Consider the following 17651-nt stretch of genomic DNA (forward strand, 5'->3'; position numbering starts at 1 on the left):
AAATGAGAGAAAGGAAAAAAGTAATTATGTCCGAACAAGTTTTAAGCAGCGAAAGCCAAGGGACAGTAGAATCAGCGCCCGAAACTCCTACGGTTGAAGACAAAGAAAGCGATCGCCCATTAAGCCAGCCGATCGCGGAATTCCTCCGCGTAATTCAGCAAACTCCCAGAGAATATTGGCCAAACTTACTTCAGATGATGCGCTTATTTCTGGAAACGGTGACAGTAAAGCCCGTATTGTCCGAGCCTCCCCAGACATCTGAGAAAATAGACATTACTAAACTGTCGCTGGAGGAACGGATACAAAGAAATAAAGGTGCAATTGAATTAATCAATTCATGGATTGAGGAGGGAGATGAACAAGAACAAACAGAAACCGCTGAATATCTCCGTAAAGCTTTAGATGAAGACCGCCTTTCTAATCGGCCATTATTCCCATGAGTAGAGTAATAATTCTCGACTCTGGCCCATTAGGAATGGTAACAAACCCTAAAGCATCCTCTGCTGAAATTCAAGAGTGCAAAGTTTGGCTAAACTCTTTAATGCGGAGGGGCGAAATAATAATTCTGCCTGAAATTGCTGACTACGAAGTGCGACGGGAGTTGATCCGCGCAGGTAAATTAGCAGGTATTCAACGGCTTGATGAATTGAAATTACAACTTACATACCGTCCTTTGACTACAGAGGTAATGCTTTTAGCCGCTCAGTTGTGGGCTGACGCGAGAAGGAGAGGAAGACCAACAGCCGAACCTAATGCACTTGACGGGGATGTGATTTTGGCGGCTCAAGCAATATTGGAGGCAAGTGAAGGCAATGATGTGGTAATTGCTACAACAAATGTGGGGCATTTGTCGCAATTTGTTGATGCTCGCGAGTGGCGACTAATTCAGTAATCTTTAAATCGATCGCACTTACGCACTTAGCCAATCCCTGCTATACTTTCAAATACAGATATTTTTACAGACACCGTTAGCGAGATAAACAGGATGGTGGAAACAGTGGACATAATCGAAAAAATTGACGATCGCACACAAACCCGCTACTGGGGTCAAGTTACAGTCATAGACGCGGGCGATCGTTATAAGATCAATCGCATTGAAGTCAAGCCGGGGCATCACATCAGCACCCAAATGCACTATCACCGCAGCGAGCACTGGGTTGTCGTCTCCGGTACCGCTAAAGTTATCTGCGACGACAAAGAGACGATTCTCATGCAGAAACAGTCAACCTACGTTCCCATGAATACTGCTCACCGCGTAGAAAATCCAGGCGTTATTCCCCTGGTGATGATTGAAATCCAAAATGGTGAATACCTCGGCGATGATGACATTATCCGCTTCGCCCAAGATGCTCACGAGCAAGATTGATCCTAGATCCAAATATGAAGCAATCGCAGACGCCAGGGAAAAGCTTGACACAGCGAACAATGACCGAAAGCATCCAGGATACAAGCCCCCGGATTCATCTCGCGCAAGTCAATGCTTTAATCTAAAATCTAAAATCTAAAATCTAAAATCGATTGACCTACGCAGCGACAGGAAACCAGATAATATCATGTCCGCTCGATTGACCATAATATCCCGGCCGGGCGGGTTTTTGAGATTGTCAATTATTGGCAGATATTGTTAGTGAACCCGCCCCTACCTGATGAAGGGTAATCGACCGGACATGATATAAATCCTACCATTAAAACTGTAGGGGCAATTTCAGAATTGCCCCTACCTTATTATATTAACTTTGTTAAGCACCAGAATTTGATATAGCAATTGGCGATCGTCCTACGGCAAAGAAGCGTTTTTCAAATCTACATTTGCCATATTGGCATTCTTTAAATTAGCACCTGTCAAGTCCGAACCGTTCAAATTTGCACCGTTCAAATTTGCATTGGTCAAATTTGCATCCCGCAAGTTGACTCCCTGTACGTCTATTCCCGACAAACTGCCACCTCTGAGGCTGACATTAGATAAATTCGCTAAAGACTGGCGAGCATTTCTCAAGTTTGCACCTGCCAAATTGGCGCTTTCTAAATTAGCGCCGATTAAATTAGCGCTGGTGAGGTTGCTATTTTTCAAACTCGCAATCACTAAACCCGCCAAACTCAGATTAGCGCGGCTCAAATCAGCACCCTCCAAATTAGCCCCGTGCATTTTAGCCGCAATTAAACTCGCACCTTGCAATTTAGCTTGTTTCAGATTTGCTTCATTCAGTTTGGCTTCGTTCAAATTTGCACCGTTCAAATTTGCACCGCTCAGATTCGCACCGCTCAAATCTGCGCCCGTCAAATCAATACCAGCAAGCTCCGCTCCTGTCAAGTCACATTGGGTACATTTTTTAGTTTCTAATAATTGTTTGACGTGTGATACGTTTTCTGCCTTTACTCCCGAGGCACAACCGATCGCAATCAGCAGCCCTGTTGTTGTTAAAATTCCAAGTTTCATATACCCACCCTCAGCAAAATCTCTCTCTTAATAATATCCCACATTATTAAAGAGGGTTGGGTGATCAGTCTCTTTGATAAACTGTGACAATCATCACCCTGTTGTGCACAAAATATGCAATAATTATTGACGTTTCAACTCCCCCAAATTATTGTAACGAATTATTGCTTTTTCAGGAACCAAAAAGGAAAAGATTGCGTCGGTTCGAGACGGACGCCGGTAATGCTGTTCTGAGCAAACGTATAGTCCTTATCCTGCCAAAGAGGGATGAAAGGTACATCTTTACCCAGTATGTCTTGAATTTCGGCAAATATGGCTTTGCGGGTTTCAGGGTTTGTTTCTTTGCGCTGCTTGTCGATCAGTTGATTTACGCGATCGTTATAATAAAACGAACCCTGACCTTGACTAGCACCCTTTTCACAGCCCCCAGCCTCCGAACCTGTGGCACAATCTAAAAACGGCTGAATGTAATTGTCAGCGTCAAAAAAGTCGGCGTACCAATCCACTAAAACCGCAGGATAAATTCCCTTCTCGATGTTTTGAAACAAAGTCGGAGATTCAACGCTGTTAATTTCCACCTGCATTATCCCGTCCATTTTGAGTTTAGCTTGCGCTTCGATCGTACTCGCCACTAAAGATCGTTTTGTGGAAGCTGAAGGATACCAAATTTGCAGAACAAAAGGATTTGTGGCTGAGTATCCCGCTTTCGTTAAAAGTTCCTTAGCCTTTGTCGTGTTGGCATCGCCGTACAGGTCTTTAAAAACCGGTTTGTGAACGTCGAATGTTGTGGGAATCAGACTGTAAAGCGGTTGTGCTTGTCCCCGCAGTACGCGATCGTTAATCAGGGGGCGATCCATCGCTGCTGCGATCGCCTGTCTCACTTCTAACTTGTCCAACGGTTTAGACTTAGTATTCAGCGTCATGTAACTAACCGTACTACTTTCCCCCGCGATTTCCTGCCATTTCCCTTGTTTTGCTCCCTCGTCCAAGCTTTGAACTTGGTCTGCATCCAGAGACAAATAAGCCACATCAACGGCAGCAGTCCGAAAACTATTGAACAAATTTGAGGAACTAGAAAGCAGCAAAAGGTCAATTCCTTGATTAACTGGTTTTTCGCCCCAATACTTGTCAAACACGTCAAACTTGAGAGAATCGCTGCCGTACTTCGCCAACTTGTAACGCCCAGTTCCCACAAACGTATCGGGTTTAAATTTACCATCCCCAATCTCGTAGGCTTTTGGAGAAACTGCACAAATCCCAGCGAATGTCAACAGGGAAGGAAAAGCAGCAAAAGGCTTTTTGAGTTGAAAAGTTAATTCGTATTCGCCCGTCGCTTTCACAGATTCTACGGCATCGCTCAACAAGAAAGCCGGACGACCGCCATTTTTGATAAACCGCTGCAAGGAAAACTCCATTGCTGCGGCGTTAAACGGTGTGTCATCGTGAAAAATAACGCCTTGACGCAAGGGGATTGTATATGTCAATCCGTCTTGGCTAATTTTTGGCATTGCTGTCGCTAAATGAGGGATTAACTCAGTAGTCCCCGACTTGTAAGTATAGAGAGTGTCGCCCAAATTTTGCAACAGTTGCCCTGATATAATTTCGTAAGCGTCCGCAGGGTCGATCGTCCGCAATTTCAAAGTTGTGCCAATAGTAACGCGGTTATTAGCATTTTCGCCGCTCGCAGTGACCGATGGACGTGTTCTTTGTCCACAACTTGCAGTTAACAAGCAGCACAGAAAGAACAGAGCTATCGCTTTAATCACTGAAGGTTTTATATGTATTCTAGGCTGCTGCTTGTTGATTCTCATCGTCTTTTTTTGACACTCCAAATTACTGATTATATTATCAGGACTTACGCACTGTTAGACTAGAAACCGGATTTATTGGTAGATTCTCCTGTAATACAAATATCGCTGCCTAACCAGAGCAACTTAAAAGCTTGATGAGGTTCGATCGGTTTGATCTCGTTCGGCTCAATTTTTATAGCTAGCTGGGTCATGAGTATTCTTGCTAAGAAGTGCGACGATCGTTTTAATTAATTTATCCGGTTCGATCGGCTTTGCCAGATGTCGGTGAAATCCAGCTTGCAAAGCTTGCTGTTGATTAACCTCGCCCGCATAGGCAGTCAGGGCGATCGCGGGAATCAGCCCGCCTTGTTCTGGCTGCAGGGCTCGCACTTGCCGCAACAGCATATAGCCATCCATCCCCGGCATTCCAATGTCGCTCACCAGGACATCTGGCTGGAAATTAGTCAACGCCGTGAGGGCTTCTTGAGGGACAGCAACAGTCAGTACCTCTGCACCTGCATCTTCTAGCAAAAAGGAAATCAACTCTCGCATATCCGGCTCATCATCTACCACAAGTATCCGCATCCCGGATAACGGTTCCTCCGCAGTCGATCGTTCCGAAAGTCCTGCAAGAGAGTTTTCTTGTCTTACCTTCCCTGATAGAGGCAGTCTTACAGTAAAGGTAGCTCCTAACCCTTCACCCTGGCTCTGGGCCCCAACGGTGCCCCCGTGCAGTTCGACTAGATGCCGCACGATCGCCAGCCCCAATCCCAAGCCACCAAACTTGCGGGTTGTAGCGCCATCTTTTTGGCGGAAGTAGTCAAACACGTAGGGTAAAAACTCCGGTGCGATGCCAATCCCTGTATCCGCCACCGTAATTTGAGCCTGATTGCCAACACGAGTCAAATTCACCTCAACGCGCCCCCCGGCTGAAGTAAATTTGACCGCATTGGAAACAAGATTCCAGACAATCTGCTGCAAACGGCCCGAATCCCCCAAAATTTGTCCGATCTGAGGATCTAACACAGTCCGAATATCAATGGATTTAGCAACAGCAGCCAAATTGACAGTTTCGATCGCCGATTCCACAGTTAAAGCTAAATCGACTGGACGAATATTAAGACTGAGCTTGCCTTGGAGAATTTTCGAGACATCAAGCAAATCTTCAATCAGTTCACTTTGCAGCTTGGCATTGCGTTCGATCGTGGCTAACGCCTGGGCGGTTTTCGCCGCATCTAGCTTGCCAGTTTGCAGCAGCTTTGACCAGCCCAGGATGGGATTGAGGGGCGATCGCAACTCATGGGATAGTACCGCTAAAAACTCATCCTTGATCCGATTTGCCTGTTTTAGCTGTTCCGCTTGCTGCTGCAGTGAATCGTTCAGATTTGCCCGTTCCAGAGCGATCGCGATCTGGTCACAGGTCGATCCCAGCAGCTCGATTTCAGCAGGCGTGAAGTCCGTCCGAGTCAGACTGGCAAAGGAGAGCGTTCCTAATAACCGTCCTTGAGCGATTAACGGTTGACCCACGTAAGCCGTGATGCCCAGTTCATAGGCGGCTTTACCATTCGGATGAGTGGAGAGTTCGGCTTGATTCAAGACAAGTTGCTGCTGCGTTTGGGCAACCAGTCCACAGAGATATTCCCCTAAATCGATCCATGCGATCGCCTGCGCCCTTTCTTCAGAGATGCCCTCATAGTTTGTCAAATGCAACATCCGGCGGTTGTCTTTTTCTTCCACCATGAAGTTGTAGTAAGAGTGCAGATCCAGTTGCACTGCAAGTTTGCGGAATAGCGTGTGCATCAAAGCCAGAGGCTGTTCTGTCTGCATCAGATCGCGGGTAGTTTCATACAGCAATTGCAGTCGCTCACTTGCTTGCCGTTGTGCAGTCTTGTCCTGCATGATTTTGACAAATCCCTGCGGACAATCCGCTTCATTAAGCAGGGGCATCATCAATCCACTGGCCCAAAAGCGATTCCCATCTTTGCGGACGTGCCAGCGTTTGTCTTCCGCCCGTCCTTGCAGTAGAGCCGTTTGCCTCTGGTACTCGGCTTGTCCTTGTTCGTTATCTTCGGGCGTGAAGATCATCCGACAGGAGCAACCAATTGCTTCTGTCTCGGTATAGCCCAACAGCCTTTCGGCCCCTGAGTTCCAACTGGCAATGATGCCGTTAAGGTCGAGGGTGAAGATGGCATAATCTTTGGCGCTTTCAATGATCAGACGGAGGCGGGATTCACTCTCGCGCAGGGCTTCCTCAGCTTGTTTGTGGTCTTCAATATCAACACAGGAGCCGATGTAGCCCAAGAACTCACCTTCCAATCCGTAGCGAGGAACAGCTTCATCCATAATCCAACGGTATATGCCATCACAGCGTTTCAAGCGATAGTCCATCTTGAACGGTTGACGGGCATCAAAGGCAGTCACATAGGTGTCTAAACAGCGATCGAAGTCGTCGGGGTGGACTCCTTCTGTCCAACCATTGCCCCTTTCTTGCTCGATCGTCCGTCCCGTAAAGTTTAGCCACGGGAGGTTGAAGTAATAACAGAGTTTATCGGTGCCCGACATCCAAATCAGCACCGGGGCGGCATCTGCCATCAGCCGGAACCGTGCCTCACTCTCCCGTAGTGTGGCTTCGGCTTGTTTGCCATCGGTGATATCGTTGACCAGTGTTACAAACCCTTCAACTTTTCCCAGGCTATTGAAGCGGGGAACATAGGTCGCATTGATATAACGGGTTCCACCATCTTTGTAGGTAACTTGGGTTTCAAAAGTCACTTCCTTTCCTGCCAAGACTTGCTCAACATAAGGACGAATTCCTTCATAGGCAGTTTCGCCTAAAACCTCTTGAAGGTGCTTGCCATAGATTTGCGCTGCCGGATGTCCAAACCATTCTTCATATGCTCGATTGTTTAAGCGATAGCGTTGGTCTGAGTCTACAAAGGAAATCAAGGCAGGCACGGCATTGGTCACTAAACGAAGTTCTGCTTCTCGTTGTTGCAATACCTCCTCGGCCAGTTTTCGATCGGTAACATTTCGGAAATAAATGGTAATCCCGTTCGCGGCAGGGTAGGTGCGAACGTCATACCACCGATCGTGATCGGGATAAAACGCCGTGACTGAAAAAGCCACGCGCTCGTTTGCCACGCGCCGATGAACCCGCTCAAACTCGGTGCCATTGAGTCCTGGGAATTCTTCCCACAAATTCTTCCCAATCAGAGCGCCCGGAGTGCGGTCTAGCAGAATTTCCGCTGACCGATTCACGTAAGTGAAACGCCAATTCTCATCAAGGGAAAAGAATCCATCATCAATACTTTCTAGAATGTTGCGACTCTGCTCTTCGCTTTGACGCAACGCTTCTTCGACTTGTTTGCGATCGCTGATGTCGATTAATACGCCGCGCATCGAAATTCTGACGCCATCAGCGTTGTAGGCGCAATCGCCCTTTGCCAAAATCCAACGAACGGTGCCATCTGCCCACAGCGTCCGATACTCAATTTCAGTATGCGGTTGATTCGCTTTTAGCTCAGTGAGGACGCTGTGAACGAATGGGCGATCGTCGTGATGCACCGCTTCTAAAAACACCTTCATGGACATTGCGGTATTGACGGGTAAACCAAACATCGCTTTGGCTATGTCCGTCAAACTCAGCGTGTCAGTTTCCATATCCCAATACCACAAACCCAAATTGCCGCCTTCGGAAGCCAGTCGGAGCTGTTCTTCGCTCTCGCGCAACGCCTGGAACGATCGATCGCGCTCGAAGGCGATGCTGGCAAGTTGGGTGCCGAACTCGGCGAGTTTATGTTGCCAATCAGTGGGCATCCGCGCCTCGCTAAAGCACAGCATCAGCGACCCCATAGGTACATTGTCCTGCCTGAACACGGGCTGAGAATGACAGGCTAGAATGCCATGAGCCACGCATAAATTTCGCCATGCTTGCGACCAGCGATCGTCGTTGGCAATGTCGGCGCAGGTCACGGGCTGACCGCTATACACTGCTTCGCCGCAGGTTCCAATACACAAATCGTTAATCGGAGCATCTTGGAGTCCTTCACCAAAAGACGCTGGAAAGTCTGGAGTAATTGATCTGTTAAACGTCAGCCGCTGAGCATCGGCTAGCAGGAAGCAGGCGCGGGTACCCGGATTCAGCTTGGATACTGAGTCACACACGGCTGCCAGACAGTCGTCTAGTGGCTGTCCGAAGGCGATCGACTCCAGCAGTCGTTTCTGCTCGATTAGGAGGAGTTCCGTCTGTTTGCGATCGGTAATGTCAGCAAGCAAAACGGTCAGTCCACTGGGCGAAGGGTAAATTCGATGGTCATGCCAACGCTTGCAAGGTGAGTAGAGATAATCAAACTGGAGCGGTGTTTGTTCGCGCATTGCCCGATGAAACTGCACATAAGCATCGGTGTTAACGGCAGCCGGAAATAGCTCCCAAACGTTCTGACCCAGAATCGCTGACCGCGACATTCCAACCATTTCACAGTAGCGATCGTTGGCATAGGTGTAGCGCCAATCGCGATCGAGGATGTAAAACCCATCGTTGATGGTAGAAAGTACCGTTTCTAGCTGTTCTTTTGCCGCAGTCGCCGCAGTTTGTGCTACTTGGCCCCGAACCTGGGCTTTTTGTTCTAGGAACCTTGCCTCCTGTAAAGTTTGCAAGGCTGCTTTTGCGTTTCTTATAGCAGTGCGCCACGATAGATTGAGTGAAGCGCTCAATCCTGCGGCGATCGAAAACATACCCAGCCGAACAATTGTCTCTACATTAACTATCTGTAAGGAATAGAACGGCTCAATAAAAAAATAGTTGATTGCCAGCGTAGATAAAATTGTTGCCAGAAACCCCGCCCCGAAACTGCCATACCAGGAACTCACCATCACCGCGATGAAAAACAGGGGCGTCGTGGTTGGGTAGAGCCACGGTAAAAGCGATCGGGTTAGCGCCAGTGCCACAGCCACGGAGAGGATCGCCACACCATAGGGAAGTAGTCGAATATCTCTGAAAATGCTGTTGATTCCCTCTAAACTCACCGTTTGTACTCCTTATCCGAAAAATATCTTGCTCGCAGCGCCTTACTGCATTCGCGAAGCGTTGCATCTGGCGAATTACCTAAACCTAACTCATCCAGCAATATCTAAATTTGCTTGACTGCCAACCCAGAAGGCGTAGCCTGTCCATTTTCCCAACGATTAATCGTGGGAAAGGTCATCCCTAATTCATCTTTCTTCCCCCTTGGAGACTCCCGCTGTACCTGTACCCAGGTCAGCGGCGAGAGTCCAAGGGGGGCAAGGTTTATGCTGCATACGAGTAACCATCTTTTCTGTGAATAACTGAACAATATTTGTGGCTAATTCCTGAGACTAATTCTGAGGCGGAAATATTGAATGAGCCACTGGTTCTTACGGCAACACGTCCAACGTATGTACCAATTTTTTTACCAGAGGTTACAATCGCTTTGACAATATCTCCCGTTTGAAAACCTTTAACAAACTTAAACCGGGGAACATAGCGAGATGGAAAGCCGAATTTGCCAGTGCGGCACATTTGACGTGTCCCGTGACCAGTTGCTTTGATCAATAGTGGCTTGTTTGTTAAAATCTTCAACGAATCAACCTTTCCGACACAAGCTGCGTCTAGCCAGTGAGTTTTAGTTAAATTTAGTCGAGTACGGTTGAACTTTGTTAAGCCACCACTACCTGTAGAAACAGGCAAGCCAGTTGTACTGAGTCGATTAAATAATGTCCAACGAGTTGAGTTAACGGCTGCTGCGTCTTTTAACGGACGTTTTGCTTGAGATAGAATCCGCTTCAAAATCTCTGGCTTTTTAGACAAGAATTGCTCAACATCTTGAGTACCTTTCTTTTTGTTGCAAGCATCGCAAGCAAGGCAAAGATTAGAAATGCGATTAGCTCCGCCTTTGGCTTTGGGATGAATGTGCTCGACTTGTAATGGTGTATTTATTTCACCACAGTAAGCGCATTTTCTCTCCCATTTGTTCAACAAATACTCGCGGATATCATAGCCATGCAAAACGCCTTGTTGGTACTCGATTCCAGAGATTTCTGGGTTTTCTAATTGCTGTAAGTCAAATCGCACAAGCTCTTGAGCGATAGAAGCAATGGGGGCGAGTTTCATCAATCTAGTTACCCATGTTAGGGTTGTTTCGACACGATGTTGCAAACTTGGTGCTAACCAACCTTTAGGGCGAGTCCTGTTTGAGAATCTAGCCCGACGATAGCGGGTATGGCGATTTCTCCTGCCTCTACGCAATGAACGGCGAGACTCCAGACTGGCTTTAATAGCTTGTCCTCGGTGAGTTAGCTCTGCACCAAAGATTACGTTTTCTCCTTGTATTAACGCAATTCCAGTAGTTCGAGAGCCAGGATCTATTTTGAGAGTGATTGGTTTTTGCCGTACTGTTACCTCTACTTTCAAAATTAGCGTGAATGGATACCTTTTAAAAACAGCGGCATTGCCATTAGTTAGCAATTTACGTGCCAATCCTGGGCGGATTGGATTGAGCGCTCGTTTTTTGGTATCAAGTACAAAAACCAAATTAGACATTTAAGTCCTCCCTTACGGGGTAATGTTTGCTTCGTCAATGTTTAAGGTCGGTAACTATCTTAAAAGCACTGGCTTAACCCTTACACCTGTTTAACTTTTAAGTTCTAGAGCGGAAGACTAGCACGCATCCTCCGGTAGGTACTTCAACACTTACCTTAAACGTAGTGGGCGAACCACTTAGACTGGTCAACTAGGCAATTTCTGTGCCCGCGCTGTCTCGGTACTCCGAGCAGCGCCGGGTGATTGACCCGCCAACTTTTTCTGATACAGCTTCAGCGCTTGCCGTGGTTCTGGCACCAAATTACTGATCGCTGGTTGTTCCGCCCTCAGCCGTTCTATTTTGAGAAGCCTCAGAAGTAACAGCTATAAAGCTGTTTATATTTTACACCTTTGACAGAGGCCAGAGGTCAGTCATCACTCTCAAGATATATATCAATCCTTACAGGAGTCGTAAATTTTTTATCCCACGCCAACCCTCCCCGAACCTGCGGGGAGAAAGTAAGAAATTCACAAGTGATGCGAGAATTGCTATATGGAGTCAATCTAAAATCTAAAATCGAGTAAGCTGCTTTAAATTCCTTTGAGGAGCGATCGCCAATCCCGACAGCGTTTCAGGTAAATGCGAGCTACCTGATCGCTGGGATTTGTTCGCAAACACTCTTCAAATAATTTTCCCGCTTCTCGGAATTCCTTGCGATCGCACAGTAACATAGCTTCATTATATACAGACAAATTTGCTAGCTTGGCCGACAGAATTTCCGGCGGATCTGCATCAAATACCTCATAGACTACGACATATTGAGATTTTCCTTTAACCTGTACTTTATCCACAATCCTAATAGCATAATCGTTCGGATTTCGCAACCTTTCTAAAGTTTGCTGAGAAATTAACAGAGGTACGCCGTAATCTTTTGTCAATCCTTCAATGCGAGATGCTAAATTAACAGCATCGCTAATCACAGTGCTGTCCATTCGGCTTTTCCCTCCGACTGTCCCCAGCATCAAAGAACCCGAATTGATGCCAATGCCAATTCGGATCGGGACGTAGCCGACCTCTAGACGGTATTCGTTGTAATTTTTGAGGGTATTTAGCATTGCAATACCCGCTTTCACTGCATCATCTGCAAAGTCACTAAACAAAGCCATAATGGCATCGCCGATGTATTTGTCAATAAACCCGTTATTGCTAGTAATGGCAGGCTCCATCCGCGAAAGGTAAGCATTGATAAATTTAAAATTTTCTTGGGGAGTCATAGTTTCTGAAAGCGTCGTGAAATCGCGAATATCCGAAAATAGCACCGACATTTCCTGCTGCACTTGGTCGCCTAAATGGACATCTATAATACTTTCATATCCCAACAAATTTAGAAATTGGTGCGGCACAAATCTACCGTAGGCATCAGTTAAGTCTGATTCGGCATCCAGGGATTTTTCTAAATTTTTGTTGAGTTCAAATAGTTTCTTAATAAATAGCTGGCGATCGGCTTCAGCTTCTTTGCGTTCCGTGACATCTTGAAAAACTGCGATCGCAAAAGCAACTTTGCCACCATCGTCAAAAATGGGCCTTCCCCAAATTTCTAGGGGAACTTTCTTGTCGGTTCGATGAATTTCCAGATCGTCAGCAGTCGCGTTTTCGCCCCTCAAAGCTCGGACGAGCGGCAAATTCTCGAAAGGATAAATGGTCTCAGTTCCCGCGATATAAATTTGATAACTTTCTGCCAAATCCTCAACAGAATTTAAGGGCAAAACTCCTTGACCGAGTAACTGGTGTCCGGCGTGATTTACGTAGTAAGGTTTGCCTTGAGAATCGAGCACTACCACGCCTACCGGAATCGCTTCGAGAAATTGAGCCAGCTTGATTTCGCCTTCGCGCACCGCCTCGAATGCGCGAGAGCGCAACTCAGTTTCAACCGTATCGGAATGTTCAGCAGTAGTTTCCAGCAAGATTTCTAGATCCGCTTTTTCCTCCTTCAAGTCTTCCACTTGCTGGCGCAGTCTTTCTATCTCTAAAAGTAGCTGTTCTCTAGATGGTTGTTCTTCCAGCATAACTCTAGAATTTGCGCCTCGACTAACAAAAAATTGCTCAATAGCTCGCACCCAAAAAGTAAGCGTGTTTCTATAGAAATTCCAACTCTAAACCAGGCATCAGGCGCTGGAAATTCCTCAAAGATCTACTGTGCCAAGCTATGCTGTGAGAGCCTTGTACCGCCATTTGCACCCTGGCTGTTTTGCGGATCTCGATAATAAACTTCGATAGCATATTGATGCCAGAACTGTTCAAAAATTCTAACTGCTGCAAATTGAGGATAATTTTCGTCGGTTCCAAGTCGGCAACCTGGGCCAGCAACTGCGCTATCGGCGCGTACTCTGCAGGCCCGCTCAGTCTTAGAGATCCAATCAAACTCACGGTTGCCGTTGCTGGATCGTAACAGATCTGGTAATCTTCTGTATTAATTTCCATAGCCACAAAAAAAAGTCCCTTAAATATTATCGATCGCTAGCGTTGCTTATCAAAGAAATGGGTCTAAAACCCCGTCGTTCTACGAGGGCTTTGAGCTAGAATAGAGAAGTCTACAGGCTCAAGACGCGTTGAAATAGCTACGATGAGAGCGCACCTAGACAGTTCGGAGGGGCAATGCTTAACTGCAACCCTGAAGACACCAAGCTTTTTGCTTGAGTACAACGAAACATAGTCGCCTAGCGGGCATTGGGAGACTCTAAACGGACGTGGAGCGACGGTAAGACTACTTTGGTAGCGCGTTGCTGTGAAGCGTTAAGGAATCCTCGCTCCTTGAGGACGAGGAGGTATGTCAAACTGTTAATTGCACCATCGTTGTCACCGCAATTAATTCCGGGTCTTGGTGCACGGTCTGGAATTTCCAGCCAAGTTTGGCGGTATAATCGGTGAGCATGGTCAACAAACCCAATCCAGAATTGGTACAGTTGTCGTCAGCAGCATTTTTTTCCAACCGCTGAAGGTAAAGTTCGCTTGGCTCCGAGGCCAGCAACTCCTGAATATAAGCCTGAAACTTGTCCACAGCTTGCGGAGAGATGCTGTTAGCCACTGAGACAATCACTCCGTCGCTCTCTAATTGCAGTTTAATATCGATCGGGTACTCTGAGGTTTCATCATTAAACTTCATGGCATTTTCCAATAACTCGTTGGCAATGTAGCTAACAGCGCTTTTTATTTCAGCTTGTCTTTCAATTGTCGAGGGTTCATCTTGGTTGCCCGGAAAAAAAGTCGTCAGATAGTCAGCCAGAAAATCCGCCGACAAACCGTTGTTCCGCCACCGCTGCTTCAGAGGAACCGAACTCGGAGAAAATCCAATTATTAAGTATTCTTGGCTAGCGGGCTGCTCGATGAAATCGCCGAAAATCTGAGTCATACCGAGGTGAGAGCTAAAGTTTGAGATGAGGGGCATCACTGAATATATTTTAAACTTTAGAAGGGATATGCAAGTAGTTATTTTTGTTTGAGTACCAGCAATGTGATGTCATCAAAAACTTTTTGTTCGCCGATGTGCGATCGCACGTCCTTAATTACAGCGTGCCTGATTTCCGCAGCCGAACGCTGCCAATTAATCTCTATTACCTCAATTAACCTATCTAAACCATAAAGCACTTTATCCATATTTTTAGCTTCCGTAATCCCGTCAGTGTACAGCACAACCACATCTCCTGAACGCAAATGCACAATTTTCTCAGCAACAAATTCAGCAATATCTACATCCAGCCCGATCGGGAAACCCAAATCGATCGTATCAAACCGCTCGACAGAACCGTTACACCGCACAACAATCATTTCTTCATGCTGGCCACTCAATTTCAGCATCCCCTCCTCATAGTCTAGCAAAGCAAGGCTGGCGTTTTTATCGGATTTCATGCGCTGCACATTATCGTAAATTACACTGTTAATAGCACTTAAAAATCTTACTGGGTCTGGTTCATTGTAGGCGAGCAAGGTTCGCACTGCCGTTTGAACCATAATCATTAAAACCCCGCTCTCCAATCCGTGTCCCGTCACATCCCCAATGCCGATTTTTACTCTACCTTTGTGCTGGAGTACGTCGTAATAGTCGCCGCCTACTTCCTCAGCAGCTTCCATAAATCCCGCAATATCTAAGCCGATAACTTCGTTGAGCTCTCGGTCTTTGGGCAGCAGCATCTGCTGAATCTTGCGAGTAACGTCTAGTTCGGCGCTCATTCGCATATTTTCAGCTTTTAGGCGATCGTTGAGAACAGTAATTTTTTGATTTGCACCAACTAAGGCATCGGCAATTTTGTTGAACGCACCCACAACTTGCCCGAGTTCATCTCTGTTATCCAAAATAATTTTGTGGTTAAGATTGCCGTTTGCCATCTTTTTTGCAGCTTCGTCAAGGACAAATACAGTTTGCATAACGCTTCTGTAAAAACTTACAAATAAATAAATAACTAAGGCTAAGGTTATTAACACAACAATAGAAATTATGCGTTTCTTGGCAACAAAACTCTCAATGCGTTTTTGCAGGAGAAAGTCTAATTCCTTGATAGTTTCGTCCCACAGTTCAAAACTCGAATTCATAACTCTATCGCTGCCATCGAGATAGGCATAATATTCCACTAAGGCTGTGGGATAAATCAGTTTATCTATTTGCCCAGTTAGCTGCTCTACTACGGAGTTGAATTTGGTCACATCCTCGCTTAATTTCTGTCGCAGATTCCCGTGAGGATTATTGCTAGATCCTACCTCCATATTGATTGCTAAATCCTGATTAAGTTCTCTCAATTTGCCTGCCCAAGTAATCAGTTTCGATCTTTCTTCAGGTGTGGCATAGGAACGCAAGCTGTTTTTTTGAGAAATAAGCCTAATCTCTGACAAGAATTTTTGGATTTCTGGAATCTTCAGTAAGGTAGCATCCATCAAATAATAGGTATCAAGATCGGGGTCTAAAATTAGATTAGAAGTATCGCCGACGTGAGTGCTCATTCTATCAATGTCGGCCACTAAACGTTGATATACCAAATCGCAAGTTTCTAAACTCCACTGGCTGCGACGAAGTTTGAAGTTTTGCCAATCTTGATAAAGATTATTAAATTTTTCACTGGACATTAATATGTTTCCAAGCTGGCGATCTGTATTAGCTAGGGATTGAAAGTTCGCGTCCATCTTAGCTTCTAAATCGGCTCTCGTATCTGGCAGGCTTAAATTTGTATTTAAAGGCTGATAATTTAAGAGTTGCAGTTGAGGTATGTATTCCCTCAACTGGCGCAGTGGGCGCAGGTATTGATTACCGTAGATTTCTTTTTGGGAAAAATCAACCCTGCTGTTAATTTCGGAAATCAGCAGGTACATGACCAAGGTTAACGGTATTGCAAATAGAAGACCGATTAAGGTAAATTTTTGAGGATAGCTCAGCCGATTCATTAAATGGATTCCCAGAGATTTTCTGTTCATAATCGATAGATTTCAACAATATTCTACTAAAAAAGTAGCGATCGCTACTTTTTTAGTAGTTTCGGGGACGATCGCTCTAGAAAACCACAACGCTAATATAATTAATCAGCGATAGCTGATTTAATTTCTAATGCGTTTTCGTCCTGTTGCAACCAAATTTGAGGCATCCCTGTGATATCCTTGGCTCAGCTCGCTTCCCCCAGTCTAAAACACGTTTAGCAGTTTTGGGACGCAGAATAGTAATTTGTACTGAGATTCGGGGGCAAGATGAGAGGCTTTTAAGAATATTTACTTAAGCATAAATTTTTCTTAATACCCGGAGACAAAAAGTAAAAATTAAGTAATAACTGGGTAGTGCAAGTTTCCTGAAACACAACAGCCGGCAGCGAGTAGGAAATACTTGCGCCGCACGCACCAGCAGTCAAGTCGGTTCTGCACAAAGGAACCAATAGCACCAGCAATAGTGTCTAAATCAGTATCTGCAGTTGAGTGTTCAGGAGCGATCGCGCATTGTGTAAAGTGAGGCAGAGGGCGTATGATGAAAAGAATCTCCACAAATAAATTTCAAATAAATAAAAACCGAGACCAAAAGCAGCCCAATCCTGTAATCTTGGCTTTGGTGCTGACAGGAATTCTGGTATGGGAAATGTATCCGGCGCTAAGACACACCGCAGCAGCTAACGCGGGCGCTCTCAAAGATTCCCTTGCTCAGTTGGAAAGGCAACCGCCGCAAACCGCGCAGCAATTTTCCTCAGCAGCGGTGCCCCAAAAAATCAGCTATTCGGTATTGGCACTCAATACTCTAATTTCCGAACCGGGAAATTTGGCGGAGACGACTCCCCCAAATCCCCCGAACAAATTGCCCGCAACCGTAGCAGCAGCAGTTCGCCGAGAGTTGTCGGACTCCACTGGCATTGCTGCTGACAAGTTGAAAGTAACTGAATCGAGCGAACAAAGTTGGCCGAATACTTGTTTAGGACTCTCGAAAGCGGATGAAATTTGCGGTCAAATGATTGTTGAAGGTTGGCGGGTTGTGGTTTCTGATGGTAGGCAAACTTGGGTGTACCGTACTAATGCTAGGGGAAATATCTTGCGTTTGGAAAAAAAGTTAGCTAGGTAAATGTACCCTGTGAAATGAAATATAAGTTTCCTTTTGGAACAGGCAAGATGCCTGTTCCACAAAGAGTGAATTTTTTTGGGGGTGGGGCTCACAAACAGGCAAGATGCCTGTTCCACAAAGAGTGAGTTTTTTTGTGGGTGGTTTCTGGTGGGCTTCTGGGAACAGGCAAGATGCCTGTTCCACAAAGAGTGAGTTTTTTTGTGGGTGGTTTCTTGTGGGCTTCTGGGCACAGGCAAGATGCCTGTTCCACAAAGAGTGAGTTTTTTTGTGGGTGGTTTCTTGTGGGCTTCTGGGCACAGGCAAGA

At 46.0% G+C, this 17651-nt stretch carries 12 protein-coding genes; 4 read left to right on the plus strand and 8 right to left on the minus strand.

All coding sequences use genetic code 11. From position 1 onward, the window contains the following. The first annotated feature begins 26 nt into the window (after window positions 1-26). The 3 genes from QUA00_RS23425 (at window position 27) to QUA00_RS23435 (ending at window position 1366) form a co-directional block, all read left to right on the plus strand. Window positions 27-440, plus strand: a complete 414-nt coding sequence (locus tag QUA00_RS23425; RefSeq protein ID WP_333142994.1) for a hypothetical protein — start codon at window positions 27-29, stop codon at window positions 438-440. Then, window positions 437-892: a nucleic acid-binding protein gene (locus QUA00_RS23430; RefSeq protein ID WP_333411279.1), complete on the plus strand. Its 456-nt coding sequence runs from the start codon at window positions 437-439 to the stop codon at window positions 890-892. The genes QUA00_RS23425 and QUA00_RS23430 overlap by 4 nt, the downstream gene beginning before the upstream one ends. A gap of 93 nt (window positions 893-985) precedes the next feature. Continuing rightward, window positions 986-1366 (plus strand): cupin domain-containing protein, encoded by a 381-nt coding sequence (locus tag QUA00_RS23435; protein WP_445252002.1) that lies wholly within the window; start codon window positions 986-988, stop codon window positions 1364-1366. A 411-nt stretch (window positions 1367-1777) separates the two neighbouring features. On the opposite strand, the gene QUA00_RS23440 is transcribed toward QUA00_RS23435, so the two are convergent. The 8 genes from QUA00_RS23440 to QUA00_RS23475 all read right to left on the minus strand — a co-directional run bounded on the left by QUA00_RS23440 (window position 1778) and on the right by QUA00_RS23475 (window position 16226). After that, window positions 1778-2437, minus strand: coding sequence for a pentapeptide repeat-containing protein (locus QUA00_RS23440; RefSeq protein WP_333142996.1), 660 nt, complete (start codon window positions 2435-2437; stop codon window positions 1778-1780). A gap of 161 nt (window positions 2438-2598) precedes the next feature. Then, window positions 2599-4248 (minus strand): ABC transporter substrate-binding protein, encoded by a 1650-nt coding sequence (locus tag QUA00_RS23445; RefSeq protein WP_333411280.1) that lies wholly within the window; start codon window positions 4246-4248, stop codon window positions 2599-2601. 165 nt (window positions 4249-4413) lie between these two features. After that, window positions 4414-9252 carry a PAS domain S-box protein gene (locus tag QUA00_RS23450; protein ID WP_333411281.1) on the minus strand — a complete coding sequence of 1613 codons (4839 nt, stop codon included), beginning with the start codon at window positions 9250-9252 and terminating at the stop codon, window positions 4414-4416. A 262-nt stretch (window positions 9253-9514) separates the two neighbouring features. Then, window positions 9515-10786, minus strand: a complete 1272-nt coding sequence (gene iscB / locus QUA00_RS23455; RefSeq protein ID WP_333411282.1) for an RNA-guided endonuclease IscB — start codon at window positions 10784-10786, stop codon at window positions 9515-9517. 570 nt (window positions 10787-11356) lie between these two features. Then, window positions 11357-12832, minus strand: coding sequence for an adenylate/guanylate cyclase domain-containing protein (locus tag QUA00_RS23460; protein ID WP_333411283.1), 1476 nt, complete (start codon window positions 12830-12832; stop codon window positions 11357-11359). 70 nt (window positions 12833-12902) lie between these two features. Next, window positions 12903-13247, minus strand: a complete 345-nt coding sequence (locus QUA00_RS23465) for a slr1659 superfamily regulator (protein ID WP_333308680.1) — start codon at window positions 13245-13247, stop codon at window positions 12903-12905. Between the two features lie 349 nt (window positions 13248-13596). Then, window positions 13597-14175: a DUF6272 family protein gene (locus QUA00_RS23470; protein ID WP_333143001.1), complete on the minus strand. Its 579-nt coding sequence runs from the start codon at window positions 14173-14175 to the stop codon at window positions 13597-13599. A 77-nt stretch (window positions 14176-14252) separates the two neighbouring features. Then, window positions 14253-16226, minus strand: coding sequence for a SpoIIE family protein phosphatase (locus tag QUA00_RS23475; RefSeq protein WP_333411284.1), 1974 nt, complete (start codon window positions 16224-16226; stop codon window positions 14253-14255). A 535-nt stretch (window positions 16227-16761) separates the two neighbouring features. Between QUA00_RS23475 and QUA00_RS23480 the strand changes: the two genes are divergently transcribed. After that, window positions 16762-17346, plus strand: coding sequence for a hypothetical protein (locus QUA00_RS23480; protein ID WP_333308666.1), 585 nt, complete (start codon window positions 16762-16764; stop codon window positions 17344-17346). Window positions 17347-17651 lie beyond the last annotated feature (305 nt).

Origin of the sequence: Microcoleus sp. T2B6, from assembly GCF_036700475.1 — a bacterium.
Lineage (GTDB): Bacteria > Cyanobacteriota > Cyanobacteriia > Cyanobacteriales > Microcoleaceae > Microcoleus.